Here is a 24,470-nt window from a genome sequence, read left to right on the forward strand (position 1 = left end):
CACTCGCCAAGGTTGCACGTGAACAACGTCACAAGTGGGGTGGCACGGTGGTCGGAGCGGTCGATGACGCGGACGTCATCGTCGTCGGCGCCGGCCCGACCGGGGCCTCCGCCGCGTACCACTGCGCCGCCGCCGGGCTCGACGTCCTGCTGCTGGAGAAGGCGACGTTCCCGCGGGACAAGATCTGCGGCGACGGGCTGACGCCCCGCGCCGTGGCCGAGCTGGTGCGCATGGGCGTGCCCGTGCGCGAGCAGGACGGGTGGATCCGCAACCGCGGGCTGCGCGTCATCGGCGGCGGCCACCGCCTCGAGCTGCCGTGGCCCGAGCTGTCGGTCTACCCGTCGTACGGCCTGGCCCGCGCTCGCACCTCCTTCGACCAGACCCTCGCCGAGCACGCGCGCGCCGGTGGCGCCAAGCTGCTCGAGGGCACCGCGGTGACGGGTCCGGTGCGCGACGAGCGCACCGGCCGCGTGGTGGGGGTGCGCGCCCGCGCGGTCGCCTCCGACGGCGCGCGCACCGTCGACGCGGCCGACGAGGTCGAGTACCGCGCCCCGGTGGTCGTCGCGGCCGACGGGGTGTCCGCACGGTTCGCGACCGCCGTGGGCCGCACCCGCCGCGACGACCGGCCGATGGGCGTGGCCGTCCGCACGTACTTCCGCACGCCGCGGCACGACGACCCGTGGATGGAGTCCCACCTGGAGCTGTGGGACGGCGCTCCGGGACGCTCGAACCTCATGCCCGGGTACGGCTGGATCTTCTCGCTGGGCGACGGCACCGCGAACGTCGGCCTCGGCTCGGTGAGCTCGACCGCGACCGCGACCAAGGTCGACTACAAGGACCTGTTCGCCCGCTGGATGGCCAACGCGCCCGCCGAGTGGGAGTTCACGCCCGAGAACCAGCTCGCCCCGGTGCGCGGCGCGGCCCTGCCGATGGGCTTCAACCGCGGCCCGCTGTACGCCGACGGGCTCATGCTCGCGGGCGACGCGGCCGGGATGGTCAGCCCTTTCAACGGCGAGGGCATCGCCTACGGGCTGCAGGCCGGGCGCGTCGCCGCCGACGCGATCGCGCAGGGGCTCGCGCGTGGCTCGGCCGCGGGGCGCGAGCGCGCGCTCGCGACGTACCAGCAGCGCATGAAGGACGACCTCGGCGGGTACTACACGCTGGGCCGGGTCTTCGTGCGGCTCATCGAGCACCCGCAGGTCATGCACCTGTGCACGCGCTACGGTCTACCTCGGCCGCTGCTCATGAAGTTCGTGCTCAAGCTCCTGGCCGACTGCTACGAGCCGCGCGGGGGTGACGTGGTGGACCGCGTGATCGCCGGCCTCGCCCGCCTGGCGCCGGACGCATGAGGCACCGCGCATGACCACCGCACCGCGCGGCCGGCCCGCCGGCCGGACGTCTTCGACGAGGAGGACCGCCCGATGAGCAACCCGTACGTCCCGCTCCTGGTGATGATCGGGATCGCGGCCGTCCTCGCCCTGGGCGGGGTGGGCGCGAGCGCGATCCTCGGTCCCCGGCGCTACAACCGCGCCAAGCTCGAGGCCTACGAGTGCGGCATCGAGCCGACGCCCCACGCCATCGGCGGCGGCCGGTTCCCCATCAAGTACTACCTGGTCGCGATGACCTTCATCATCTTCGACATCGAGGTCGTCTTCCTCTACCCGTGGGCCGTCGGCTTCGCGGAGGTCGCGACCTTCGGGCTCGTCGCCATGATGGCGTTCCTGCTGATCATCACGGTCCCGTTCGTCTACGAGTGGAAGCGCGGCGGCCTGGAGTGGGACTGACCGTGCACGGACCGGCGCTCCCGGTCGCGACACCCGCCACGACGCGCCGCCGACCCACACCGAGGAGGGACTGACATGGGCATCGAGGAAGCGCCCTCGGGCTTCCTGCTGACGACGGTCGAGGACCTCGTCGGCTACTTCCGCAAGGCCTCGCTGTGGCCCGTGACCTTCGGGCTCGCCTGCTGCGCGATCGAGATGATGGCGGCCGGCACGAGCCGGTACGACATCTCCCGGTTCGGCATGGAGGTCTTCCGCGCGTCGCCGCGCCAGTCGGACCTCATGATCGTGGCCGGGCGCGTGAGCCAGAAGATGGCGCCCGTGGTCCGGCAGGTCTACGACCAGATGGCCGGGCCCAAGTGGGTCCTGTCGATGGGCGTGTGCGCGTCGTCGGGCGGCATGTTCAACAACTACGCGATCGTCCAGGGCGTCGACCACATCGTGCCCGTGGACATCTACCTGCCCGGCTGCCCTCCGCGCCCCGAGATGCTGCTGCACGCGATCCTCGCGCTGCACCAGCAGATCCAGGACGAGCCGCTCGGCGTCAACCGCCGCGAGGCCGCGCGCAAGGCGCAGGAGGCCGCGATGGCCGCGACGCCGACGTCGCACATGACGGGACTGCTGCGATGAGCGACGAGACGACCCCCGAGGACGCGACGGCCCCCGCGGACGACCGGCCGACCGAGGGCGCGCGACCCACGCCCGAGAAGGCCGACGCGTCCGCGGCGGCCAAGCCCGGCGAGGTGGCGCCCGCCGGCACGCAGCGTGCCACCGCCGCGGCTCTCGAGGCCGGGTCCCAGAACGTCCCCGCGGGCGTCGACCCCACCGCCGCGCGCACGCCGCTCGACATCGTCGACGTCCGCACCGGCATGTTCGGTGTCGCCGGCACCGGCGACACCTCCGGGTTCGGCGGCCTCGTGCGCACCGTCGCGATGCCCGGTCCCAGCGAGCGGCCGTACGGCGGCTGGTTCGACGAGGTCGTCGACGTGCTGACCGAGGTGCTCGACGAGTCCGGCACGGGGTACGCGACCGCGGTCGAGTCCGTCGTCGTCGACCGCGGCGAGCTCACGCTGAACGTCGCCCGCGAGCACCTCGTGGAGGTCGTGCAGGCCCTGCGGGACGACCCCGACCTGCGCTTCGAGCTGTCGCTCGGGGTGTCGGGGGTCCACTTCCCGCACGACGAGGGCCGCGAGCTGCACGCCGTCTACCACGTCGTGTCCGTCACCCACTCTCGCCGCCTGCGCCTCGAGGTCGCGGCACCCGAGGGCGACCCGCACATCCCGTCCACGACCGCCGTGTACCCCGCGAACGACTGGCACGAGCGCGAGACGTGGGACTTCTTCGGCATCGTCTTCGACGGGCACCCGGGCCTCGCCCGGATCCAGATGCCCGACGACTGGCCGGGCCACCCGCAGCGCAAGGACTACCCCCTCGGCGGGATCCCGGTCGAGTACAAGGGCGCGACCATCCCGCCCCCGGACCAGCGGAGGTCGTACAGCTGATGACCGCCCCCACGTCACCGACCCCCCACTCGACGCGCCACGTGCCGCTCGACGACACGCAGGGCGTGCCCTCCTTCGAGGCCTCCGGCGGCGACTGGTCCGACATCGCCGAGGAGGCCGCCCGCCTCGGCGAGGAGCGCATCGTCGTCAACATGGGCCCGCAGCACCCGTCGACGCACGGCGTGCTGCGGCTCATGCTCGAGATCGACGGCGAGACCGTCACCGAGGCCCGGGCCGGCATCGGCTACCTGCACACGGGCATCGAGAAGAACATGGAGTTCCGCACCTGGACCCAGGGCGTGACCTTCTGCACGCGCATGGACTACGTCGCCCCGCTGTTCCAGGAGGCGGCCTACTGCCTCGCGGTCGAGCGGCTCCTGGGCATCACCGACGACGTCCCCGAGCGTGCCTCGGTCATCCGGGTGCTGATGATGGAGCTCAACCGCATCACGTCGCACCTGGTCTTCCTCGCCACGGGCGGCAACGAGCTCGGTGCCACGACGATCATGATCCTGGGCTTCACCGCCCGCGAGGAGATCCTCAAGGTCTTCGAGATGATCTCGGGCCTGCGCATGAACCACGCGTACATCCGCCCCGGCGGCGTCGCGCAGGACGTGCCCCCGGGCGCGATCGACTCGGTCCGCGAGGCCCTGGTCAAGGTGCGCGGGTACTTCCGCCAGCTCGAGGACCTCATGCTGGCCAACCCGATCCTGCACGCGCGCATGAAGGACGTCGGCGCGCTGAGCCTGGCGGCGTGCATGTCGCTGGGCGTCACCGGGCCGCTGCTGCGTGCGACGGGACTGCCGTACGACGTGCGCAAGACCGACCCGTACTGCGGGTACGAGACGTACGACTTCGACGTCCCGACGCAGGACGCCGCGGACTCCTGGGCGCGGCTGCTGGTGCGGGTCGAGGAGTGCTACCAGTCGATGCGCATCGTCGAGCAGTGCCTGGAGCGGCTCGCGAAGCCGGGGCCGGTCATGGTCGCCGACAAGAAGGTCGCCTGGCCCGCGCAGCTGGCCATCGGCACGGACGGCATGGGCAACTCCCTGGACCACATCAGGGAGATCATGGGCACCTCGATGGAGTCCCTGATCCACCACTTCAAGCTCGTGACCGAGGGCTTCCGCGTCCCCGCCGGGCAGGTGTTCCAGACCGTCGAGCACCCGCGCGGCGAGCTGGGCGTGCACCTCGTGTCCGACGGCGGGACCAAGCCGTACCGGGCGCACTTCCGCGACCCGTCGTTCAACAACCTGCAGGCCGTCTCGATGATGTGCGAGGGCGGGCAGGTCGCCGACGTCGTCGTCTCCGTGGCGTCGATCGACCCGGTGCTGGGAGGGGTGGACCGCTGATGTCCGTCGAGCACGCGGGCGCCCCGGCGCCCCACGACCACGGCCGCACCCCGGGCGGGCGGCACGCCACCGGCTACGACGACGACACGCGCGCCCGGCTGACCGCCGACGCGCAGGAGATCATCGCCCGGTACCCGCAGGCGCGCTCCGCGCTGCTGCCCATGCTGCACCTCGTGCAGTCGCAGGACGGCTACGTCAGCCCGCGGGGCATCGCGTTCTGCGCCGCCACGCTCGGCATCTCCACCGCCGAGGTCTCGGCCGTCGCGACGTTCTACACGCAGTACAAGCGGCACCCCAACGGCACGTACACCGTGGGGGTGTGCACCAACACGCTGTGCGCGGTCATGGGTGGCGACGCGATCTGGGAGGAGCTCAGCGAGCACCTCGGGATCGGCCACGACGAGACGACCGACGACGGCGCGATCACCCTCGAGCGCATCGAGTGCAACGCGGCCTGCGACTACGCGCCGGTGGTGATGGTGAACTGGGAGTTCTTCGACAACCAGACGCCCGCCTCGGCGGTCGACGTCGTCGACCGGCTGGTCGGCGGCGAGGCGGTCGCACCCACCCGTGGCGCGTCGTCGGTGTGCACGTTCAAGGAGATGAGCCGGGTCCTGGCGGGCTTCCCCGACGGCCGGGTCGACGAGGGCGTGGGCGCGGGCGAGGCGACCGTGCGCGGCACCCGCCTGGCCCGGGAGCGCGGCTGGACGGCGCCGTCGTTCGACGCCGACGAGCACGCCGCCACACCCGTGACGGGCCAGGACGAGCCGGGCGCGGGCGAGGAGCGCTCGAGCGCCGACCGGCCCACGACCACGCCCGCGGACGCCTCACCGGCCCGTGAGCAGCGCAAGCAGAAGTCCGACGACGCGAAGGAGTCGTGATGACGACCCTCACCCCCGTGCTGTCCGCGCACTGGGACGCGGACCGGTCCTGGAAGCTCGCGCGGTACGAGGCCGACGGCGGCTACCGCGGCCTGCGCCGCGCCCTGGGCATGGCACCCGCCGACGTCGTGACGACCGTCAAGGACTCCGGCCTGCGCGGCCGGGGTGGCGCCGGGTTCCCGACCGGGATGAAGTGGGGCTTCCTGCCCGCTCCCGACGGCGGCCCGCGGTACCTCGTGGTCAACGCCGACGAGTCCGAGCCGGGCACCTGCAAGGACATCCCGCTGATGATGGCGAGCCCGCAGGAGCTCATCGAGGGCGTGGCCATCACCTCCTACGCGATCGGCTGCCACCACGCGTTCATCTACGTGCGGGGCGAGGTCCTGCACGTCTACCGCCGGCTGCTCGAGGCCGTGCGCGAGGCACGGGAGGCCGGCTACCTCGGCACGGACATCCTGGGCTCGGGCTTCGACCTCGAGGTCACCGTGCACGCCGGGGCCGGGGCCTACATCTGCGGCGAGGAGACGGCCCTGCTCGACTCGCTCGAGGGCCTGCGCGGCCAGCCGCGCCTCAAGCCGCCGTTCCCCGCGGTCGCGGGCCTGTACGCGCGTCCGACGGTGGTCAACAACGTCGAGTCGGTCGCGTCCGTGCCGGGCATCCTGCGCGGCGGCGCCGAGTGGTTCACGTCGATGGGTACGGAGCGCTCCGCCGGTCACGGGCTGTTCTCCCTGTCGGGTCACGTGACGCGACCGGGGCAGTACGAGGCGCCGCTGGGCATCACGCTGCGCGAGCTGCTCGACATGGCCGGCGGCGTCCGCGCGGGCCACCAGCTGAAGTTCTGGACGCCGGGCGGGTCGTCGACGCCGATCTTCACCGCCGAGCACCTCGACGTGCCGCTCGACTACGAGTCGGTCGGCAAGGCCGGCTCGATGCTGGGCACGCGCGCGCTGCAGATCTTCGACGAGACGACGTCCGTCGTGAAGGCCGTGTCCCGCTGGATCCAGTTCTACAAGCACGAGTCCTGCGGCAAGTGCACGCCCTGCCGCGAGGGCACGTTCTGGCTCGCCCAGATCATGGGCCGGCTCGAGGCGGGTCAGGGCACCAGCGCCGACATCGACCTGCTGCTCGACCTGTGCGACAACATCCTGGGCCGCGCGTTCTGCGCGCTCGGCGACGGGGCCACCAGCCCCGTGACGAGCGCGATCCAGTACTTCCGGGAGGAGTTCGAGGCGGGCACGCACACCCCCGCCGACGTGCTGTTCCCGCCCGAGCGCAGCTCGCTCTTCGACTACACGCCGCGTCGCAGCACGCAGCTGGCGGGGGTGCACGCATGACGATCACGACCCCGAAGGCCACCGACACCACGCCCCTGGTGCCGGCCGCGCCCCCGGTCACGGCCCCCGAGACCGACGCGACGGTGACGTTCAGCGTCGACGGCATCGAGACGACCGTGCCGAAGGGCACGCTCGTCATCCGCGCCGCCGAGCAGCTCGGCATCCAGATCCCGCGGTTCTGCGACCACCCGCTGCTCGCGCCCGCCGGCGCGTGCCGGCAGTGCCTCGTCGAGGTGTGGGCCCCCGGTCGCGACGGCAACGTCGCCAAGATGCCCAAGCCGCAGGCGTCCTGCACGCTCGAGGCGACGCCGGGCATGCAGGTCAAGACGCAGCACACGTCGCCGGAGGCCGACAAGGCCCAGCACGGCGTCATGGAGCTGCTGCTCATCAACCACCCGCTCGACTGCCCGGTCTGCGACAAGGGCGGCGAGTGCCCCCTGCAGAACCAGGCGATGAGCAACGGGCGGGGCGCGACCCGGTTCGTCGACGTCAAGCGCACGTTCCCCAAGCCCATCGCCGTCTCCACCCAGGTGCTGCTCGACCGCGAGCGGTGCATCCTGTGCCAGCGCTGCACGCGGTTCTCCGAGGAGATCGCGGGCGACGTGTGGATCGACCTGCAGAAGCGCGGCGCCGCGCAGCAGATCGGGACCTTCGACACCGAGGTGCTCGGGTTCGTCGGCGACACGCCCGTGGGCGCGTCGACGCTCGACACCAGCGGCCGCCCGTTCGCGTCGTACTTCTCCGGCAACACCGTGCAGATCTGCCCGGTCGGGGCGCTGACGTCGGCCGCGTACCGCTTCCGCTCCCGGCCGTTCGACCTGGTGTCGGCGCCCGCGATCGCCGAGCACGACGCCAACGGCTCGGCCATCCGCGTCGACCACCGGCGCGGCGTCGTGCTGCGCCGCCTCGCCGGTGACGACCCCGCGGTGAACCAGGAGTGGATCAGCGACAAGGACCGGTTCGCGTTCCACTGGCAGTCGTCCCCGGACCGGGTGACGACCCCGCTGGTGCGCCGCCGGCTGCCCGACGGCACGCGCGGCGAGCTGGAGCCGTGCTCCTGGACCGAGGCGCTCGACACCGCGGCGGCCGGGCTGCAGGCGGCCCTGGCACCGTCGGGCGCGGCGAGCCCGACGGGCGTCGGCGTGCTGCCCGGCGGTCGCCTGACGCTCGAGGACGCCTACGCGTACGGCAAGTTCGCGCGCACCGTCCTGGGCACCAACGACGTCGACCACCGGGCACGCCCGCACTCGGCGGAGGAGGAGGCGTTCCTCGGCCACGTCGTCGCGGGCCGCACGCTGCAGGTGACCTTCGGCGACCTCGTCGCCGCACCGGCCGTGCTGTGCGTCGCGTACGAGCCCGAGGAGGAGGGCGGCATCCTCTTCCTGCGGCTGCGGTCCTCCGTCGTCGCCGGGCGCACCCGGGTCTTCTCGCTGGCGGCGCTCGCCAGCCGGGGGATCGAGCGGCTCGACGGCACGCTGCTGGCCGCCGCACCCGGGACCGAGCCCGAGGTCCTCGACGCGATCACGACGGGGGCCGACGACGACCTCGGCACCGCGGCGCAGGCGCTCGGCGCCGACGGGGCCGTCATCCTCGTGGGGGAGCGCGCCGCGACGGTGCCCGGCGCGCTGACCGCGGTGCTGCGGCTCGCGGAGCGCACGGGTGCACGCGTCGCCTGGATCCCCCGTCGGGCCGGTGAGCGCGGCGCGGTCGAGGCCGGCACGCTGCCGACCCTGCTGCCGGGCGGTCGCCCGGTCGCCGACGCGTCCGCCCGGGTCGACCTGGCCGCCGCCTGGGGGGTCGACGAGCTGCCCGGGACACCCGGCCGCAGCGCGGACGAGATCCTGGCCGCCGCCGCGTCCGGGCGCCTGGGGGCGCTCGTCGTCGGGGGCGTCGACCCCGCGGACCACGCCGACCCGGCGCTCGCGCGGGCCGCGCTCGACGCCGTGCCGTTCCTCGTCTCGCTCGAGGTGCGCCGCAGCGAGGTCACCGACCTCGCCGACGTCGTCCTGCCCGTGGCGCCCCCGGTCGAGAAGCCCGGCACGTTCGTCACGTGGGAGGGGCGCCCGCGTCCGTTCGCGCAGGCCCTGACGACCACGCACCTGTCCGACTTCCGCGTGCTCGACCGGCTCGCTGACGCGCTCGGTGCCGACCTGGGGCTGATGACGCTCGCGGACGTGCACGCCGAGCTCGACCAGCTCGGCGGCTGGGACGGTGCGCGGGTCGCGGCGCCCGCGACGGACCCGGCCGAGCCTCCCGCGGTGCCGGCCGGTCACGCCGTGCTCGCCACGTGGCACCAGCTGCTCGACGCGGGCAGGCTGCAGGACGGTGAGCCGTACCTGGCCGGTACCGCCAAGCAGCCCGTCGCACGCGTCTCGGCCGCCACCGCGGCCGCGGCCGGGCTCACCGACGGCGACGAGGTCGCCGTCAGCACGGACCGCGGCACGATCACCGCTCCGGTGCAGGTCACGGAGATGGCCGACCACGTGGTGTGGCTCGCGACCAACCCGCGCGGCGCCGCCGTGCGCGAGCTCCTGGGCGCGGTCGGCGGCACGGTCGTCCGGCTGGCACCGGCCGGTCCCGGCGACGCGCCGGGCGTGACGGCCCGTGCGGGCTCCGGCCTCGCCGGGGACGCCGCGGAGGCCGTCGCCGGCGTCCGCGTGGACGAGGAGGAGCGGGCATGAGCGGGCTGGCCACGGTGCTGGGTGCGCTGCCGACGGCCGTCGGCGACGGCGCCGTCGCCCCCGTCACGGCGGACTTCAGCCAGGACGTCTTCTGGGTGTGGCTGGTCAAGGCGGTGGCGATCATCGTCTTCCTGCTGACGAGCGTGCTCATCGCCATCTGGTTCGAGCGGCGGGTCGTCGCGCGCATGCAGGTGCGCCCGGGCCCGAACGTGCACGGGCCGCTCGGCCTGCTGCAGTCGCTCGCGGACGCGATGAAGCTCCTCGTCAAGGAGGACGTCACCGTCAAGGCGGCCGACAAGTTCGTCTACATCCTCGCGCCGATGATCGCGGTGCTGTGCTCGCTGCTCGTGTTCGCGGTCATCCCGTTCGGTCCCGAGGTCAGCATCTTCGGCGTCGTCACGCCGCTGCAGCTCACCGACTTCTCCGTCGCGGTGCTGTACATCCTGGCGTGCGCCGCGGTCGGCGTGTACGGGATCGTCCTGGGCGGCTGGTCCTCCAACTCGACGTACCCCCTGCTGGGCGGCGTCCGGTCGACGGCCCAGGTGATCTCCTACGAGCTGGCGATGGGCCTGTCCCTGGTCAGCGTCTTCATCATGGCCGGGTCGATGTCGACGTCACAGATCGTCGACTCCCAGACGCAGGTCTGGTGGTTCCTGCCGCTGCTGCCGGCGTTCGTCATCTACCTCATCTCGATGGTCGGCGAGACCAACCGCCTGCCGTTCGACCTCCCCGAGGCCGAGGGCGAGCTCGTCGGCGGGTACACCACCGAGTACTCCTCGATGAAGTTCGCCTGGTTCTTCCTCGCCGAGTACATCAACATGCTCAACGTCTCGGCCGTCGCGACCACGCTGTTCTTCGGTGGCTGGCGCGCGCCGTGGCCGATCTCCGCGATCAACGACGGCATGTTCAACACCGGCTGGTGGCCCGTCCTGTGGTTCGTCGCCAAGGTCTGGATGTTCATGTTCCTGTTCGTCTGGATCCGCGGCTCGGTGCTGCGCTTCCGGTACGACCAGTTCATGAAGATCGGCTGGAAGGTCCTCATCCCCGCCGCCCTCGGCTGGGTGGTCTGCGTGACGCTCGTGCAGGGCGCGCGCCAGCTGTGGGACGTGGACCTGCGCACGCTGCTGTTCGTCCTCGCGGGCGTCGTGGCGGTCGGTCTGGTCGCCTCCTTCCTCGTGCCCGAGCGCACGCCCGAGCCCGAGCCCGAGCCGACCGGCCCGCAGGAGATCGACCCCTTCGCGCACGGCTACCCCGTGCCGCCCCTGCCGGGGCAGGTGCTGCCCCCGTCGCCGCGCGCGCAGCGACGCCTCGCGGCGACCGACCCCGGCGACCCGTCCGGACCCGAGACCCCGTTGGAGGTGCGCGGTGGCTGAGCAGCGCAAGAAGAAGCCCGCGCCGGGTGCAGCCGCGCCCGGCGATGCGGCACCGGGCACCGGCGGCCAGGTGCAGCGCACCACGGGCAGCGGTGGCGAGGTCGACCGCCCGGCACCGTACGAGTCGCTCATCGAGAAGCGCTCGGGCCTGAGCGAGCTGCTCGCGCCCGTCGCCGGCTTCGGCGTGACGTTCGCGAACATGTTCAAGCCCACGGTGACCGAGCAGTACCCGCGCGAGCAGGTGCCGACCAAGCCGCGGTACCACGGTCGCCACCAGCTCAACCGCTACGCCGACGGCCTGGAGAAGTGCATCGGCTGCGAGCTGTGCGCGTGGGCGTGCCCCGCCGACGCCATCTACGTCGAGGGTGGCGACAACACCCCGGACGCGCAGTTCTCGCCGGGGGAGCGGTACGGCCGCGTCTACCAGATCAACTACCTGCGCTGCATCTTCTGCGGGCTGTGCATCGAGGCCTGCCCGACGCGCGCGCTGACGATGACCAACGAGTACGAGCTCGCCGGGCCCACGCGGCCGGGCATGATCTGGGAGAAGCAGGACCTGCTGGCCCCGCTGCGGTCGGGCCAGCTCGCCGCGCCGCACCCCATGGTCGAGGGCACCTCCGACACGGACTACTACCGCGGCGAGGTGACCGGGGTGACGGACACCCAGGTCGCCTGGGTCGCCGAGCACCGCCCGGACGACCCGACGCTGCCGGAGAACGCCGCGCAGGGCGCGACCGTCCCCGACCTCGGGGAGACGCGTCTCGCGCAGCGCGCGATCACGGCCGCTGCGCACCGCCAGGGGGGTGCCAGGTGAGCACGCTGTTCACCGCGCTGCCGGCAGCCGCCGGCGCGCTGACCGACGCGGGCCAGACGAGCACGGCGGAGGCCGTGCTCTTCTGGACCCTCGGCCCGCTGATGGTGCTCGCCGCGCTCGGGCTCCTGCTGGCGCGCAAGGCGGTCCACGCCGCGCTCGCGGTCATCTTCATCATGATCTCGCTGGCGTTCATGTACGTCGCCCAGGGCGCGGAGTTCCTCGGGGTCGTCCAGGTGGTCGTCTACACCGGCGCCGTGATGATGCTCTTCCTGTTCGTCCTCATGCTCGTCGGCGTCGACCGCTCGGACTCGCTCGTCGAGACGATCCGCGGTCAGCGCTGGGTCGGCGTCCTCGCCGGCCTCGGGCTGGGCGTCGTGCTCGCGGGCGTCGTGGGCCGCGCGACGTACGGTCCGCCCGTCGGGCTCGTCGACGCCAACGCACCGTCGAACCCCGAGGCGGTCGCGTACCTCATCTTCGGTCGGCACGTGCTGGCGATGGAGGTCGTCGGCGCGCTGCTCGTGACCGCCGCGCTCGGCGCGCTCGTGCTCACGCACCGGGGCCGTCTGACCGCCAAGGTCGGGCAGCGCGAGCGGGCCGAGCGCCGGCTGCGCGACGGCGGGCACCCGGTGTCCCTGCCGGCGCCCGGCGTGTACGCCCGCCACAACGCGATGGACGTCCCGGCGCTGCTGCCCGACGGCTCGCCGCTCGACAGCTCGGTCCCGCGCGTGCTGCGCGTCCGCGGCCAGGAGGCCGACGCACGCGAGTACGCCGCGCGCATCGACCGCGTCCTGGCCGGCGGCTGGGCCGTCGGGGCGGGCACGTTCACGTCCGACGACGAGTACCGCGGGGGCCCCGGCGGGGCCGTCGCCGGGGGAGTCGTCATGCGCGACCCCGCCGCGGGGCCCGACGCCCCCGTGGACGGGACCGACGCACCGACGCACGACGAGGAGGACGGCCGGTGAGCCTCACCCACTACCTGGTGCTGGCCGCGATCCTGTTCGCGATCGGCGCCACGACGGTGCTGCTGCGCCGCAACGCGATCATCGTCTTCATGGGGGTCGAGCTCATGCTCAACTCGACCAACCTGCTGCTGGTGACGTTCTCGCGGATCCACGGCAACCTCTCGGGCCAGGTCCTCGCGTTCTTCGTCATGGTCGTCGCGGCCGCCGAGGTCGTCGTCGGGCTGGCGATCATCGTGACCATCTTCCGGACCAGGCGCTCGGCGTCGGTCGACGACGTCAACCTGCTGAAGAGCTGAGGGGCAGCACGTGCACACCCTGATCTCCCTGACGTCTCCTGCCGTCCTGCCGACGGTGGTCGAGGACGTCACCGCACCCGTCTCCTGGGCCGGGGGGCAGTACGCCGTCTGGCTCGTCGCGCTGCCGCTGCTGTCCGCCGCCGTGCTGCTGCTCCTGGGCCGCCGCGCGGACCGGTGGGGGCACTGGCTCGGCGTGCTGGCCTCCGCGGGCTCGTTCGTCGTCGGCCTGGGGCTGCTGCTGGGCCTGCTGGGCCTGCCCGCCGGTCAGCGCGTGCACGACGTGCACCTGGGCACCTGGCTCGACGCGGGCGCGCTGAGCATCGACGCCGGCCTGCGGGTCGACCCGCTGTCGCTGACGTTCGTGCTGCTCGTGACGTTCGTCGGCACCCTGATCCACGTGTACTCCGTGGCGTACATGGAGCACGACGCGGCCCGCCGCCGGTTCTTCGCCTACCTCAACCTGTTCGTCGCGGCGATGCTGCTGCTGGTGCTCGCGGACTCGTACGTGCTGCTGTTCGTCGGCTGGGAGGGCGTGGGCCTCGCGTCCTACCTGCTCATCGGGTTCTGGAACCACCGCACCCCGTACGCCGTCGCGGCCAAGAAGGCGTTCGTCGCCAACCGCGTGGGCGACGTCGGCCTGCTCGTCGCGATGGGGCTGCTGTTCGCGACGTTCGGCAGCCTGGACTTCGCGACGGTCGAGGCCGGTGCGGCGTCCGGGACCGTGTCCCAGGGCACCATGACGGCCATCGGCCTGGCGCTGCTGCTCGCGGCGTGCGGCAAGTCGGCGCAGTTCCCGCTGCAGTCCTGGCTGGGCGACGCGATGGCCGGCCCGACGCCGGTCTCGGCCCTCATCCACGCGGCGACGATGGTCACCGCGGGCGTCTACCTCATCATCCGCTCGGGCGCGGTCTTCACGGCCGCCCCGACCGCCCAGCTCGTCGTCGCGATCGTCGGTGCCGTCACGCTGCTGTTCGGTGCGGTCGTCGGCTGCGCCAAGGACGACATCAAGAAGGCGCTGGCCGCCTCGACGATGTCCCAGATCGGCTACATGGTGCTGGCCGCGGGCCTCGGGCCCATCGGCTACGCGTTCGCGATCTTCCACCTGGTCACGCACGGCTTCTTCAAGGCCGGCATGTTCCTCGGCGCCGGGTCGGTGATGCACGGCATGGACGACCAGGTCGACATGCGCCGGTTCGGCGGGCTGGGCCGGTACATGAAGATCACGTACTTCACGTTCATGGCCGGCTGGCTCGCGATCCTCGGCGTCCCGCCGTTCGCCGGGTTCTTCAGCAAGGACAAGATCATCGAGGCGGCGTTCGTGCCCGTCGACGGTCAGCCGTGGCGGGCCTGGGTCTTCGGCTGCGTCGCCCTGGTCGGTGCGGGCCTCACCGCGTTCTACATGTCGCGGCTGTTCTTCATGACGTTCGAGGGGCAGAAGCGCTGGAGCACGACCAAGGACGGCGCCGAGCAGCACCCGCACGAGTCCCCGGCCCTCATGACGTGGCCGATGATCGTGCTCGCCGCCGGGTCGGTGGGGCTGGGCCTCGTCCTGTCGCGCGTCGGGTTCGTCGAGTGGCTCGAGCCGTCCGTCGGGCACGCCGAGCACGAGGAGCCCGTCCTGGCGATCCCGCTGATCATCGGGCTCACGCTGCTCGCCGTGGTCCTCGGGCTCGTGCTCGCGTGGCGGCGCTACGCGGTCACGACCGTGCCCGTCACACCACCGCTGGGCACCGCGCTGACCCGCGCCGCCCGCGTGGACCTGCACCAGGACGCCGTCAACGACGCGCTCCTGGTCGCGCCGGGGCAGTACCTGACACGGTCGCTCGTCTACGGCGACAAGGCCGTCGTCGACGGGGCGGTGACCGGGCTGGGCCGGGCCACCGTCGGTGTCGGCGACCTCGTGCGTCGTGTCCAGAACGGGTACGCCCGCTCGTACGCCGCCGTCATGGTCGTGGGTGTCGTCGTGCTCGCGTTCGTCGTCCTGGCCGCGCGCGGCTGACCGAAGAGTCGACAGGAGACCTGGAACTGATGTCGAACTTCCCCTGGCTCACCGCGCTGGTGGTGCTGCCGCTGCTCGGCGCCGCGGCCCTGTGGCTGCTGCCCGCCGGCGCGCGCGCCCGTGCCCGCACGGTCGCGCTCGGCTTCGCCCTCGCGCAGGTGCTCCTCGCCGTCGGGGCCTTCGCGGCCTTCGACACGGCCGACGCCGCGACCCACCAGCTCCTCGAGACCGCGCCGTGGATCCCCGCGCTCGGGGTGTCCTGGGCGGTCGGCGTCGACGGCGTGGGGCTCGCGCTCATCGGCATGTCGGTGGTGCTCGTGCCGCTCGTCGTGCTCGCCGCCTGGCGGGAGCAGGGCTCCACCGACGGCCCGACCGACCGGCTGCGGCACTACCTGGCGCTCGTGCTGCTCCTCGAGGCGCTCATCGTGCTGGTGTTCGCCGCCCGCGACGTGTTCCTGTTCTACGTCGTCTTCGAGGCGATGCTCATCCCCGTCTACTTCATGATCGGCGCGTTCGGCGGCGCCCAGCGGCGCTACGCCGCCGTGAAGTTCCTGCTGTACTCGCTGGCCGGCGGGCTCGTCATGCTCGTGGGCGTCATCGCGCTGTACCTGCAGGGACCGGGCGGCAGCGACGGGTTCCTCGTCGAGAACCTCGTGGGACTCGAGATGGACCCGAACGTCGAGAAGTGGCTGTTCCTGTCGTTCTTCCTGGCGTTCGCCATCAAGGCGCCGATGTTCCCGGTGCACACGTGGCTGCCGGACGCGGCCCAGCAGGCACCCGCCGGGACGTCCACGCTGCTGGTCGGCGTGCTCGACAAGGTCGGCACCTTCGGGATGCTCACGCTGTGCCTGCCGCTGTTCCCCGCCGCCTCGCGGTGGGCGGCGCCCGTGGTCATCGTGCTCGCCGTCGTGTCGATCCTCTACGGGGCGCTGCTCGCGATCGGGCAGAAGGACATGATGCGCCTGGTCGCGTACACCTCGGTGTCGCACTTCGGGTTCATCGTCCTGGGGATCTTCGCCTTCACGTCGACGTCGATCGCCGGGTCGTCGTTCTACATGGTCAACCACGGGCTGTCGACGGGTGCGCTGTTCCTGCTCGTCGGGTTCCTCGCCGCGCGGCGCGGGTCGCAGCAGATCGCGGACTTCGGCGGGCTGCAGAAGGTCGTGCCCGTCCTGGCCGGCCTGTTCCTCGTCGTCGGGCTGTCGGCCCTGTCCCTGCCGGGCCTGTCGACGTTCGTCAGCGAGTTCCTCGTCATCGTCGGGACGTTCGCCCGGCACCCGGCGGCCGCGATCGTGGCCACGCTCGGCGTCGTGCTGGCCGCGGTCTACGTGCTGTGGCTCTACCAGCGCGTGTTCACCGGCCCCGTGCGGCCCGAGCTCGCGGACATGGCCGACGTCGGGGCGCGCGAGCGGTGGGTGGTCGGCCCGCTCGTCGCGCTCATGCTCGTCCTCGGGTTCGTCCCCGGCCCGGCGCTGGACCTGGTCCGGCCGCCCGCGCAGGAGAGCGTCGCGCAGCTCGACGTCGCCGACGTCGAGCCCACGACGACCACCACGACCCCCGCCGGTACGGAAGGGAGTGACCAGTGAGCGGCTTCACCGCCCCCGAGATCGCATGGGGGCCGACGGTCCCCGTGCTGGTCGTCCTGCTGGCGGCCGTCGTCGGCGTGCTGGTCGAGGCGTTCGTGCCCGTCGCCCGCCGCCGCGTCGTGCAGCTGGCGCTGACGCTGGCGGCGCTCGCCGGCGCGCTGCTCGCCGTCGCGGCCCTGTGGTCCGACGTGGCGCGCACGGGCGGCACGGACGTGCTCGGCGGCTCGCTCGTCGTCGACGGTCCGACGCTGGTCCTGCAGGCGACCATCGCCCTGCTCGCGCTGCTGTCGACGCTCGTCTTCGCCGACCGCGTCGCCGGGGGTGAGGACGCGTTCGCGCCCTCCGCGGCCGCCGTGCCGGGATCGGACTACGAGGAGCTCGCGCGCCGCAAGGGTCTGCGCCAGACCGAGGTGTACCCGCTGCTGCTGTTCGCGACCGGCGGCATGATGCTCTTCCCCGCGACCACCGACCTGCTCACGCTCTTCGTGGCGCTCGAGGTGCTCTCGCTGCCGCTGTACCTGCTGTCCGGGATGGGCCGTCGCCGTCGCCTGCTCTCGCAGGAGGCGTCGATGAAGTACTTCCTGCTCGGGGCGTTCGTCTCCGCCCTCATGCTGTTCGGCATCGGTCTGCTCTACGGCTACGCGGGCTCCCTGCGGTACAGCGACATCGCGGCCGCCACGGCGACCCCCAACGGCCTCGAGGGCCTGCTGGTCGTCGGCGCCCTGCTGCTGCTCGCCGGGCTGTTCTTCAAGGTCGGCGCGGTGCCGTTCCACATGTGGACCCCCGACGTCTACCAGGGCGCCCCGACGCCCGTGACCGGGTTCATGGCCGCGTGCACCAAGGTCGCGGCGTTCGGTGCGCTGCTGCGCGTGGTCTACGGGATGCTGCCCGGCCTCGCCTGGGACCTCGACGTGGTCCTGTGGGTCGTGGCCGTCCTCACGATGGTCGTCGGGACCGTCGCCGCGCTCGTCCAGACCGACGTCAAGCGGCTGCTCGCGTACTCGTCGGTCGCGCACGCCGGGTTCGTGCTGACGGGCGTCATCGCGCTCCAGGACTCGGGGATCACCGCGGTGCTCTTCTACCTGCTCGCGTACGGCGCGGCGACGGTCGGTGCGTTCGGCATCGTGTCGCTCGTGCGGGAGCAGGGCGTCGGCGACGACGACGGCCCGGCGGTGCTCGGCGAGGCCACGCGGCTGTCGCAGTGGGCCGGGCTGGGACGCAGCCACCCCCTCGCCGCCGTGACGTTCACGCTGTTCCTGCTCTCGTTCGCGGGGATCCCGCTCACCGCCGGGTTCGTCGGCAAGTTCGCGGTGTTCTCCGCGGCGGTCGAGGGCGGGGCGTGGCAGCTGGCGCTGGTCGGCGTGCTCGCGTCGGCCGCGGCGGCGTTCTTCTACGTCCGCATCATCGTGCTGATGTTCTTCACGGAGAGCCCCGACGAGACGGTCCCGGCCGGCCCGGGCGAGGTGACGTCGCTCGCGTCCGCCGAGGCCCCCGACGCCGCGCCGGCGGGATCGACGCCCGCGCCGGTCCTGACGGCGCAGGCCGAGCGGAGCGCGCGGGCGACCGTCACGGGCGGCGAGGGCCTGACGGTGGTCGCGGTCGCCGTGTGCGCGCTGCTCACGGTCGTGCTCGGTGTGGCGCCGTCCCCGGTGCTCGACGCGATCGCGTCGGTGGCGGTCCTGCTGCCGTGACCCCGCTGCTCCGACGGGCGGGGGACGGACCCGGAGCGACCGGACATCCCCCGTCCCCGGTTCAGCCCTTCGGCCGCCGGGCGGATAGGTTCGTGCTGTGACGACCGCCCTCGCCCTCCCGCTGCACGACGCCGCGCTCGCCGAGCGACTCACCGGGCGGCTCCGGCTCGTCGAGGAGCTGCTGCGCGACGCGGTCACGTACGCCGACCCGATCGCCCACGACGCGTCGAGCCACCTCGTCAACGCCGGGGGCAAGCGGCTGCGTCCGCTGCTGACCCTGCTCACGGCCGAGCTCGGTGACGGCAACCGTCGTGAGGTGGTGGACGCGGCCGCCGTCGTCGAGCTCACGCACCTGGCGACGCTGTACCACGACGACGTCATGGACTCGGCGCCCGTGCGGCGCGGGGCGCCGTCGGCGCACGAGGTCTGGGGCAACTCGGTCGCGATCCTCACCGGTGACCTGCTGTTCGCCCGGGCGTCGTCGATCGTCTCGGGACTGGGGCCGGAGGCGGTGCGGATCCAGGCGCAGACCTTCGAGCGCCTGTGCCTCGGTCAGCTCCACGAGACCGTCGGCCCGCGGCCCGGCGAGGACCCGGTCACCCACTACCTGCAGGTGCTCGCCGACAAGACGGCCTCGCTCATCGCCACGTCCGCACGGTTCGGGGCGATGTTCGCGGGCTGCCGCCCGGACGTGGTGCGCACGGTGACGCAGTTCGGCGAGACCATCGGTGTCGCGTTCCAGCTGGCCGACGACGTCATCGACCTCACGTCCGACGGCACGGTGACCGGCAAGACGCCCGGCACCGACCTGCGCGAGGGGGTCCCGACCATGCCGGCGCTGCTCCTGCGCTCGCGCGCCGCGGCGGCGCCTGCCGGGTCGAGCGACCGCGACGTCCTGGCGCTCCTCGACTCCGACCTGACCGACGACGCCGACCTCGCGCTCGCCGTCGAGGCGCTGCGCGGCCACGAGGTCGTCTCGCTCACGCGCCGCCGCGCCGTCGAGATGGCCCGCCAGGCCGTCACCGAGCTGGGCCCGCTGCCCGCGGGGCCGGTCAAGGACGCGCTCGTCGCGTTCGCCGACGCGCTCGTCGACCGCGCGTCGTGATGCGGGCGCGGTGATGGTCGCGGGCGTCCGGCTGCGGTCCGCCGTCGCCACCGACCAGGCGGCGCGGGAGACCAACGAGGACACCGCCTGGGCGTCGGACGGCCTGTTCGTCGTCGCCGACGGCATGGGGGGCCACGAGGCGGGGGAGGTCGCGTCGCGCCTCGCGGTGGACGTGGTCAGCGAGCTGGCGGGGACCAGCCCGACGCTGGACGACGTGACCCGCGTGGTGCGCGAGGCGCACCGGCGGGTGCGCGGCCTGCCCGTCGAGGGGGAGCGGCGCCCCGGGACGACGTTGACCGGGGTCGTGGTCACCGAGCACGCCGGTGAGGCCTGCTGGCTGGTCCTCAACGTCGGGGACTCGCGGACGTACCGCATGGTCGGGGGGATGCTCGAGCAGCTCACGCGCGACCACTCCGAGGTCGCCGAGCTCGTCGAGCAGGGGCTGGTCCCGGTGGAGGACGCCGCGCGCCACCCGCGCCGGCACGTCGTGACGCGGGTGCTGGGCGGGGGTGCGTCGCGGGTCGACCCCGACCTGCGCATGTTCCCCGTGAGCCGCGGCGACCGCATGGTGGTGTGCTCCGACGGCCTGACCGACACCCTGCCGGACGCCCGCGTGCAGGCCGTCCTGCGGGCCGAGCGGCACCCGCGGGCGGCCGCCGAGCGGCTGGTCCGTGAGGCGCTCGCCGCGGGGGCGCAGGACAACGTGACGGTGGTCGTCGTGGACGCCGTGGCCGTCACCCGGGAGCCGGGCGCGTCGGGGGGCGCGGACGTGGCACGATGACCGCGCACCCGACCCCGGAGGACCGCCCGTGAGCACCCGCGCCTCGGCTCCGCGCTGCGCATCGTGCGGCATGCCGCTCGCCCCCGACGCCGGCTCGTGCGCGGTCTGCGGTGCGCGCGTCCCGCTCATCGCGCGCCCGGCCTCCGAGGACGAGGAGCCGACGCACGACGAGGACGCGCCCCGTGCGGGCGGGCTGTCCGCGCGCCGTGCCGCCTCGGGTGCCGCCGGCGGCGCGGGCACGGCGGTGCCCGGCTCGCCCGTCCCCCCGGCGACGTCGTCGAGCGGGCTGCGCCCGCCGGCGTCCGGCGCGCCCGCGCCGCTGCCGGGCGGGTCGTCCCTCCCGGCGCCGTCGGCGCGCACGGCGGCGTTCGACGCGGACGCGGCGGCTCGTGACGTGCGGGCGGCCGCTCGCCCGGCGCGCCCGCAGGCCGCGCGGCCGTCGGCGGGGGCCCCGGCGATCGGCACGCGGGTCCTGGCGTACGCGGTCGACGTGCTGGTCGCCGCCGCGGCGGTGGGCGTGGGACTTCTTCTCGTCCAGCTCGTCGGGCGGGGGTCGGCGGTGCTGCCGGGGCTGCTGGCGCTGGTCGTCGGCGTCGGTCAGGTGGTCGCCGAGGGCCGGGGCGGTGCGACGGTCGGTGCGCGCCTGCTCGGCCTGCGCACCGTCGACGAGCGCACGGGCGAGGCCCCCGGCGTGCCACGGGCGTTCGTCCGTCAGCTGCTGGTGGGCGTGGGGGCGCTGGCGTGCCTGGTCGGCAACTGGGTCGTGGCCGCGTCGGGCGCGTGGGACTCCGGTCCCCGGCGTCGCGGCTGGCACGACAAGGCGTCGGGCACGGTGGTCGTGCCGGCGGGTGCGCAGGAGCCCGTGTCGGGCCGGCAGCCCCGCGCGTCGGCGCCGAGCGGGCCGCGCGGCACGTCGCGGCCGTGGACCCCGACCCCGCCGTCCGACACGGCCGCGCCGGCGACGGCGCCGGTTCCCGCTCCGCGGCTCGACGACTTCCTGTTCGCCCCGCCGCCCTCACCGGGCGGGGGTGCCCCGTCCGCACCGGTGGCCGCGGTCGAGCCCCCGGCACCTGACCTCGTCCCCGCCGCGCCCACGGGGCAGGGTGCGCCGTCCCCCGCTCCCGGCCGGCCCGAGGCCGACCTCCTGCCGCCGCCTCCCGCTGCCGGCCGGCGCGATCGCGGTGCGGCCCGTCCGCCCGAGCCGTCGCCGGCGGTGGTCCCGCCCCACGTGGACGAGGACCTCGCCGAGCTCGAGCACACCCGCGTCCGGGACCCGGAGTCGCTGCGCCGCCGGACGGGCACGCTCGCGCTGCACTTCGACACCGGCGAGCGGGTGCGGGTGGTCGGCCGTGGGCTGGTGGGCCGCGGTCCGCGGGCGGAGGACGGGCAGGACATCCTGCACGTCGTCGTGCTCAACGACGCGGCGCGCTCCCTGTCGCGCGTGCACGCGGAGTTCGGCCCGCAGCCGGCGACGGCCGACGAGGACACGGCGATCTGGGTGACGGACCGCGGGTCCACCAACGGCACGGTCGTCGTCGACCCGACGGGTCACGCACGGGTGCTGCCGGCGGGGACCCGCGCGCTCGTCGGTGCGGGCTGGACGGTCCGGCTCGGTGACCGTGAGGCGCGCGTCGAGGACGACTGACGGACGCCCGGTCGACCCGTCCGCGGCCGGTCAGGCGGGGGGTGCCGGACGCGCGGGCGGTGCGGGACGGCGGGAGTGCCGCAGGCCGTCGACGGTGAGGACGACCAGCGCGAGCCACACGAGGCCGAACCCCCACCAGCGGGCGAGCGGCATGCGCTCGCCGGCGACGAGGACGCCGATGGCGAGCTGCAGCACCGGGGCGAGGTACTGCAGCAGCCCGACGGTGGTCAGCGGGAGCCGCCGTGCGGCCGAGTTGAACAGCAGCAGGGGGACGGCGGTGAGCACGCCGGTGCCGACGAGGGCCAGGCCGTGCAGGTCGAGCGCGAAGGTCCCGGCCCCGACGGCGTGGAGCACGACCAGGTAGACCACCGCGACGGGGGTCAGCACGGTGGTCTCGGCGGCGAGCCCGGGCAGCGCGGCGACGCGGGGGCCGACCCGGCTCTTGATGAGGCCGTAGGTGCCGAAGCTGCCGGCCAGGACGAGCGCGATCCACGGCAGGCGCCCGTACCCGACGGTGAGGACCACGACCGCGGCGGTCCCGCAGCCGACGGCGACCCACTGCACGGCACGCAGCCGCTCGCCGAGCACGAGCACGGCGAGCGCGATCGTCACGAGCGGGTTGATGAAGTAGCCGAGGGCGGCGTCGACGACGTGACCGGTGGTGACGCCGTGGACGAACACGAGCCAGTTGACGGCGAGCAGCACGGCCGCGGCGCTCAGGCGCAGCAGCAGCCCCCGGTCGCGCAGGATCGTGACGTACGCGCGCCAGGTCCCGGTGACCTGCAGCAGGACGAGGCAGAACAGCAGCGACCAGACGACCCGGTGGGCGATGATCTCCACGGGGTCGGACGGCGTGAGCAGCGGGAAGTACAGGGGCAGGGCGCCCCACAGGGCGTAGGCGGCGACACCGGCGGCGAGCCCGCCGCGGCGGCCCGGGGCGGGGGCGTCCACCCGCCGACTGTAGGCCCCGTCGCACCGTCCCACATCGTGGACTGTCCGTATCGTGGAGTGGACGTCGAGCCGGTGCGCGGTCCCGTCCTAGACTTGGGGTGCACTGCTCTCGCACCGACGGCGGGCGCTCGGCCGCCAGGCGCGACGCCGGCTCCGGCAGGACGCCCCGTCGCGTGAGGGCTCCCCAGAGCGGAAGGCACCAAGGTCCCGTGAGCACCCCGACCCTGCGCGTCGCGATCGTCGGCGCCGGTCCGGCCGGCATCTACGCGGCCGACATCCTGTCGAAGACCGATCTCGACGTCAGCATCGACCTGTTCGAGCGGCTGCCCGCCCCGTTCGGCCTCGTGCGCTACGGCGTGGCGCCCGACCACCCGCGCATCAAGCAGATCATCGTGGCGCTGCACAAGGTGCTGGAGCGCGGCGACATCCGCCTCCTCGCCAACGTCGACTACGGCACCGACCTCAAGCTCGACGACCTGCGGACGTTCTACGACGCCGTGATCTTCTCGACCGGGTCGATCCGCGACGCCGCGCTCCCGATCCCGGGCATCGACCTCGACGGCTCGTACGGCGCGGCCGACTTCGTGTCCTGGTACGACGGGCACCCCGACGTCCCGCGCACCTGGCCGCTCGAGGCCACCCAGGTGGCCGTGCTCGGTGCGGGCAACGTGGCGCTCGACGTCGCGCGGATCCTGGCGAAGCACGCCGACGACCTGCTGCCCACCGAGGTGCCGGCCAACGTCTACGACCTGCTCAAGGCCAGCCCGGTCACCGACGTCCACGTCTTCGCCCGCCGCGGCCCCGCGCAGGCGAAGTTCTCGCCGCTGGAGCTGCGCGAGCTCGGCCACGTGCCGGACGTCGACACGATCGTCTACCCCGAGGACTTCGAGTTCGACGAGGGCTCGATGGCCGCGATCCACTCGAGCAACCAGACCAAGCAGGTCGTCAAGACCCTCACGGACTGGACCCTCAAGGAGCCGGAGGACCTCACGGCGTCGCGCCGCATCCACCTGCACTTCCTCCACAAGCCCGTCGAGGTCCTCGGCGAGGACGGCAAGGTCGTCGGGCTGCGCACCGAGCGCACCGTGCTCAACGGCGACGGCAACGTCACCGGCACGGGCCAGATGCACGACTGGCCGGTCCAGGCCGTCTACCGGGCGGTCGGCTACTTCGGCTCGCCGCTCGTCGACATCCCGTTCGACGACGTCGCCGGGGTCATCCCCAACCGCGAGGGGCGCGTGCTCGACGTCGACGGCCAGCACCTCGACGGGGTGTACGCCACCGGCTGGATCAAGCGCGGGCCGGTCGGGCTCATCGGGCACACCAAGTCCGACGCGTCCGAGACGATCCGCCACCTCGGCGAGGACGTCGCCGCCGCCGGCGACGGGTTCTACACCGCGACGGAGCGGGACCCGCAGGCCGTCCTCGACTTCCTCGTGCAGCGCGGCGCCGACACCATCGAGTGGACCGGCTGGGAGCTCCTGGACGCCTACGAGCGGTCCCTGGGCGAGCCGCAGGGGCGCGAGCGCGTCAAGGTCGTGCCGCGCGAGCAGATGGTCGCGATCGCGCTCGGCCGCGAGCTCCCGCAGGACTGAGCAGCAGCCGACCCGCGGGCCCCCGGACGACCGACCGTCCGGGGGCCCGCGCGCGCCCGGGGGAGACGGCGTGGTGGGCCGGTGCGGGAACGCCGCCGACCCGACGGGCGTTGGACGTGGTGCGCCGGGACGCACGACTCC

At 73.6% G+C, this 24,470-nt stretch carries 20 protein-coding genes; 19 read left to right on the forward strand and 1 reads right to left on the reverse strand.

Going from position 1 to position 24,470, the window contains the following annotated elements; genetic code table 11:
* Positions 1 to 47 precede the first annotated feature (47 nt).
* The 18 genes from Cph01nite_RS03415 (at position 48) to Cph01nite_RS03500 (ending at position 21,783) form a co-directional block, all read left to right on the forward strand.
* Entirely contained in the window at positions 48 to 1,349 is a 1,302-nt protein-coding gene (locus Cph01nite_RS03415) for a geranylgeranyl reductase family protein (RefSeq protein ID WP_203671163.1), read from the forward strand.
* Between the two features lie 72 nt (positions 1,350 to 1,421).
* The gene (locus tag Cph01nite_RS03420; RefSeq protein ID WP_203671165.1) at positions 1,422 to 1,784 is read left to right on the forward strand and encodes an NADH-quinone oxidoreductase subunit A; all 363 of its coding nucleotides are present in this window, start codon (positions 1,422 to 1,424) and stop codon (positions 1,782 to 1,784) included.
* Between the two features lie 75 nt (positions 1,785 to 1,859).
* Positions 1,860 to 2,411, forward strand: a complete 552-nt coding sequence (locus Cph01nite_RS03425; RefSeq protein WP_203671167.1) for a NuoB/complex I 20 kDa subunit family protein — start codon at positions 1,860 to 1,862, stop codon at positions 2,409 to 2,411.
* Positions 2,408 to 3,283, forward strand: coding sequence for an NADH-quinone oxidoreductase subunit C (locus Cph01nite_RS03430; protein ID WP_239069005.1), 876 nt, complete (start codon positions 2,408 to 2,410; stop codon positions 3,281 to 3,283). Before Cph01nite_RS03425 ends, Cph01nite_RS03430 begins: the two co-directional genes overlap by 4 nt.
* The gene (locus Cph01nite_RS03435) at positions 3,283 to 4,635 is read left to right on the forward strand and encodes an NADH-quinone oxidoreductase subunit D (RefSeq protein WP_203671168.1); all 1,353 of its coding nucleotides are present in this window, start codon (positions 3,283 to 3,285) and stop codon (positions 4,633 to 4,635) included. Before Cph01nite_RS03430 ends, Cph01nite_RS03435 begins: the two co-directional genes overlap by 1 nt.
* Positions 4,635 to 5,516, forward strand: a complete 882-nt coding sequence (nuoE, locus tag Cph01nite_RS03440) for an NADH-quinone oxidoreductase subunit NuoE (protein WP_203671170.1) — start codon at positions 4,635 to 4,637, stop codon at positions 5,514 to 5,516. Before Cph01nite_RS03435 ends, nuoE begins: the two co-directional genes overlap by 1 nt.
* Positions 5,516 to 6,850 carry an NADH-quinone oxidoreductase subunit NuoF gene (gene nuoF, locus Cph01nite_RS03445; protein WP_203671172.1) on the forward strand — a complete coding sequence of 445 codons (1,335 nt, stop codon included), beginning with the start codon at positions 5,516 to 5,518 and terminating at the stop codon, positions 6,848 to 6,850. The genes nuoE and nuoF overlap by 1 nt, the downstream gene beginning before the upstream one ends.
* Positions 6,847 to 9,531 carry an NADH-quinone oxidoreductase subunit G gene (locus Cph01nite_RS03450; RefSeq protein ID WP_203671174.1) on the forward strand — a complete coding sequence of 895 codons (2,685 nt, stop codon included), beginning with the start codon at positions 6,847 to 6,849 and terminating at the stop codon, positions 9,529 to 9,531. The genes nuoF and Cph01nite_RS03450 overlap by 4 nt, the downstream gene beginning before the upstream one ends.
* Positions 9,528 to 10,904, forward strand: coding sequence for an NADH-quinone oxidoreductase subunit NuoH (gene nuoH, locus Cph01nite_RS03455; protein WP_203671176.1), 1,377 nt, complete (start codon positions 9,528 to 9,530; stop codon positions 10,902 to 10,904). Before Cph01nite_RS03450 ends, nuoH begins: the two co-directional genes overlap by 4 nt.
* Positions 10,897 to 11,718, forward strand: coding sequence for an NADH-quinone oxidoreductase subunit NuoI (nuoI, locus tag Cph01nite_RS03460; protein WP_373307537.1), 822 nt, complete (start codon positions 10,897 to 10,899; stop codon positions 11,716 to 11,718). Before nuoH ends, nuoI begins: the two co-directional genes overlap by 8 nt.
* On the forward strand, positions 11,715 to 12,680 hold the full coding sequence (locus Cph01nite_RS03465) for an NADH-quinone oxidoreductase subunit J (RefSeq protein WP_203671177.1): 966 nt from the start codon (positions 11,715 to 11,717) through the stop codon (positions 12,678 to 12,680). The genes nuoI and Cph01nite_RS03465 overlap by 4 nt, the downstream gene beginning before the upstream one ends.
* Entirely contained in the window at positions 12,677 to 12,976 is a 300-nt protein-coding gene (nuoK, locus tag Cph01nite_RS03470; RefSeq protein ID WP_203671178.1) for an NADH-quinone oxidoreductase subunit NuoK, read from the forward strand. The genes Cph01nite_RS03465 and nuoK overlap by 4 nt, the downstream gene beginning before the upstream one ends.
* Before the next feature lie 10 nt (positions 12,977 to 12,986).
* Positions 12,987 to 14,975 (forward strand): NADH-quinone oxidoreductase subunit L, encoded by a 1,989-nt coding sequence (gene nuoL, locus Cph01nite_RS03475; protein WP_373307538.1) that lies wholly within the window; start codon positions 12,987 to 12,989, stop codon positions 14,973 to 14,975.
* A 29-nt stretch (positions 14,976 to 15,004) separates the two neighbouring features.
* Positions 15,005 to 16,561 (forward strand): NADH-quinone oxidoreductase subunit M, encoded by a 1,557-nt coding sequence (locus Cph01nite_RS03480; RefSeq protein WP_203671179.1) that lies wholly within the window; start codon positions 15,005 to 15,007, stop codon positions 16,559 to 16,561.
* Positions 16,558 to 18,252: an NADH-quinone oxidoreductase subunit NuoN gene (nuoN, locus tag Cph01nite_RS03485; RefSeq protein ID WP_203671180.1), complete on the forward strand. Its 1,695-nt coding sequence runs from the start codon at positions 16,558 to 16,560 to the stop codon at positions 18,250 to 18,252. The genes Cph01nite_RS03480 and nuoN overlap by 4 nt, the downstream gene beginning before the upstream one ends.
* Positions 18,253 to 18,349: 97 nt before the next feature.
* On the forward strand, positions 18,350 to 19,357 hold the full coding sequence (locus Cph01nite_RS03490) for a polyprenyl synthetase family protein (RefSeq protein WP_203671181.1): 1,008 nt from the start codon (positions 18,350 to 18,352) through the stop codon (positions 19,355 to 19,357).
* 13 nt (positions 19,358 to 19,370) lie between these two features.
* Positions 19,371 to 20,138, forward strand: coding sequence for a PP2C family protein-serine/threonine phosphatase (locus Cph01nite_RS03495; protein WP_203671183.1), 768 nt, complete (start codon positions 19,371 to 19,373; stop codon positions 20,136 to 20,138).
* Between the two features lie 70 nt (positions 20,139 to 20,208).
* Positions 20,209 to 21,783, forward strand: a complete 1,575-nt coding sequence (locus Cph01nite_RS03500) for an RDD family protein (RefSeq protein WP_203671185.1) — start codon at positions 20,209 to 20,211, stop codon at positions 21,781 to 21,783.
* Positions 21,784 to 21,813: 30 nt separating this feature from the next.
* Here the strand turns inward: Cph01nite_RS03500 and rarD are convergent, their stop codons facing one another.
* A complete protein-coding gene (gene rarD / locus Cph01nite_RS03505) occupies positions 21,814 to 22,734 on the reverse strand; it encodes an EamA family transporter RarD (protein ID WP_203671186.1) in 921 nt (306 codons plus the stop codon).
* A 209-nt stretch (positions 22,735 to 22,943) separates the two neighbouring features.
* Here rarD and Cph01nite_RS03510 point away from each other — a divergent pair, with 209 nt between their 5' ends.
* Positions 22,944 to 24,329, forward strand: a complete 1,386-nt coding sequence (locus Cph01nite_RS03510; protein ID WP_203671188.1) for an FAD-dependent oxidoreductase — start codon at positions 22,944 to 22,946, stop codon at positions 24,327 to 24,329.
* Positions 24,330 to 24,470 lie beyond the last annotated feature (141 nt).

The sequence above is a fragment of the Cellulomonas phragmiteti genome, from assembly GCF_016862775.1.
In the GTDB taxonomy this organism is placed as follows: Bacteria; Actinomycetota; Actinomycetes; order Actinomycetales; family Cellulomonadaceae; genus Cellulomonas; species Cellulomonas phragmiteti.

Bases quoted from the DNA above. Each gene is read 5' to 3' on its own strand.
- Cph01nite_RS03420 (WP_203671165.1), top strand. From the start codon at position 1,422: ATGAGCAACCCGTACGTCCCGCTCCTGGTGATGATCGGGATCGCGGCC.
- Cph01nite_RS03425 (WP_203671167.1), top strand. From the start codon at position 1,860: ATGGGCATCGAGGAAGCGCCCTCGGGCTTCCTGCTGACGACGGTCGAG.
- Cph01nite_RS03430 (WP_239069005.1), top strand. From the start codon at position 2,408: ATGAGCGACGAGACGACCCCCGAGGACGCGACGGCCCCCGCGGACGAC.
- Cph01nite_RS03435 (WP_203671168.1), top strand. From the start codon at position 3,283: ATGACCGCCCCCACGTCACCGACCCCCCACTCGACGCGCCACGTGCCG.
- nuoE (WP_203671170.1), top strand. From the start codon at position 4,635: ATGTCCGTCGAGCACGCGGGCGCCCCGGCGCCCCACGACCACGGCCGC.
- nuoF (WP_203671172.1), top strand. From the start codon at position 5,516: ATGACGACCCTCACCCCCGTGCTGTCCGCGCACTGGGACGCGGACCGG.
- Cph01nite_RS03450 (WP_203671174.1), top strand. From the start codon at position 6,847: ATGACGATCACGACCCCGAAGGCCACCGACACCACGCCCCTGGTGCCG.
- nuoH (WP_203671176.1), top strand. From the start codon at position 9,528: ATGAGCGGGCTGGCCACGGTGCTGGGTGCGCTGCCGACGGCCGTCGGC.
- Cph01nite_RS03480 (WP_203671179.1), top strand. From the start codon at position 15,005: ATGTCGAACTTCCCCTGGCTCACCGCGCTGGTGGTGCTGCCGCTGCTC.
- Cph01nite_RS03495 (WP_203671183.1), top strand. From the start codon at position 19,371: ATGGTCGCGGGCGTCCGGCTGCGGTCCGCCGTCGCCACCGACCAGGCG.
- Cph01nite_RS03500 (WP_203671185.1), top strand. From the start codon at position 20,209: ATGCCGCTCGCCCCCGACGCCGGCTCGTGCGCGGTCTGCGGTGCGCGC.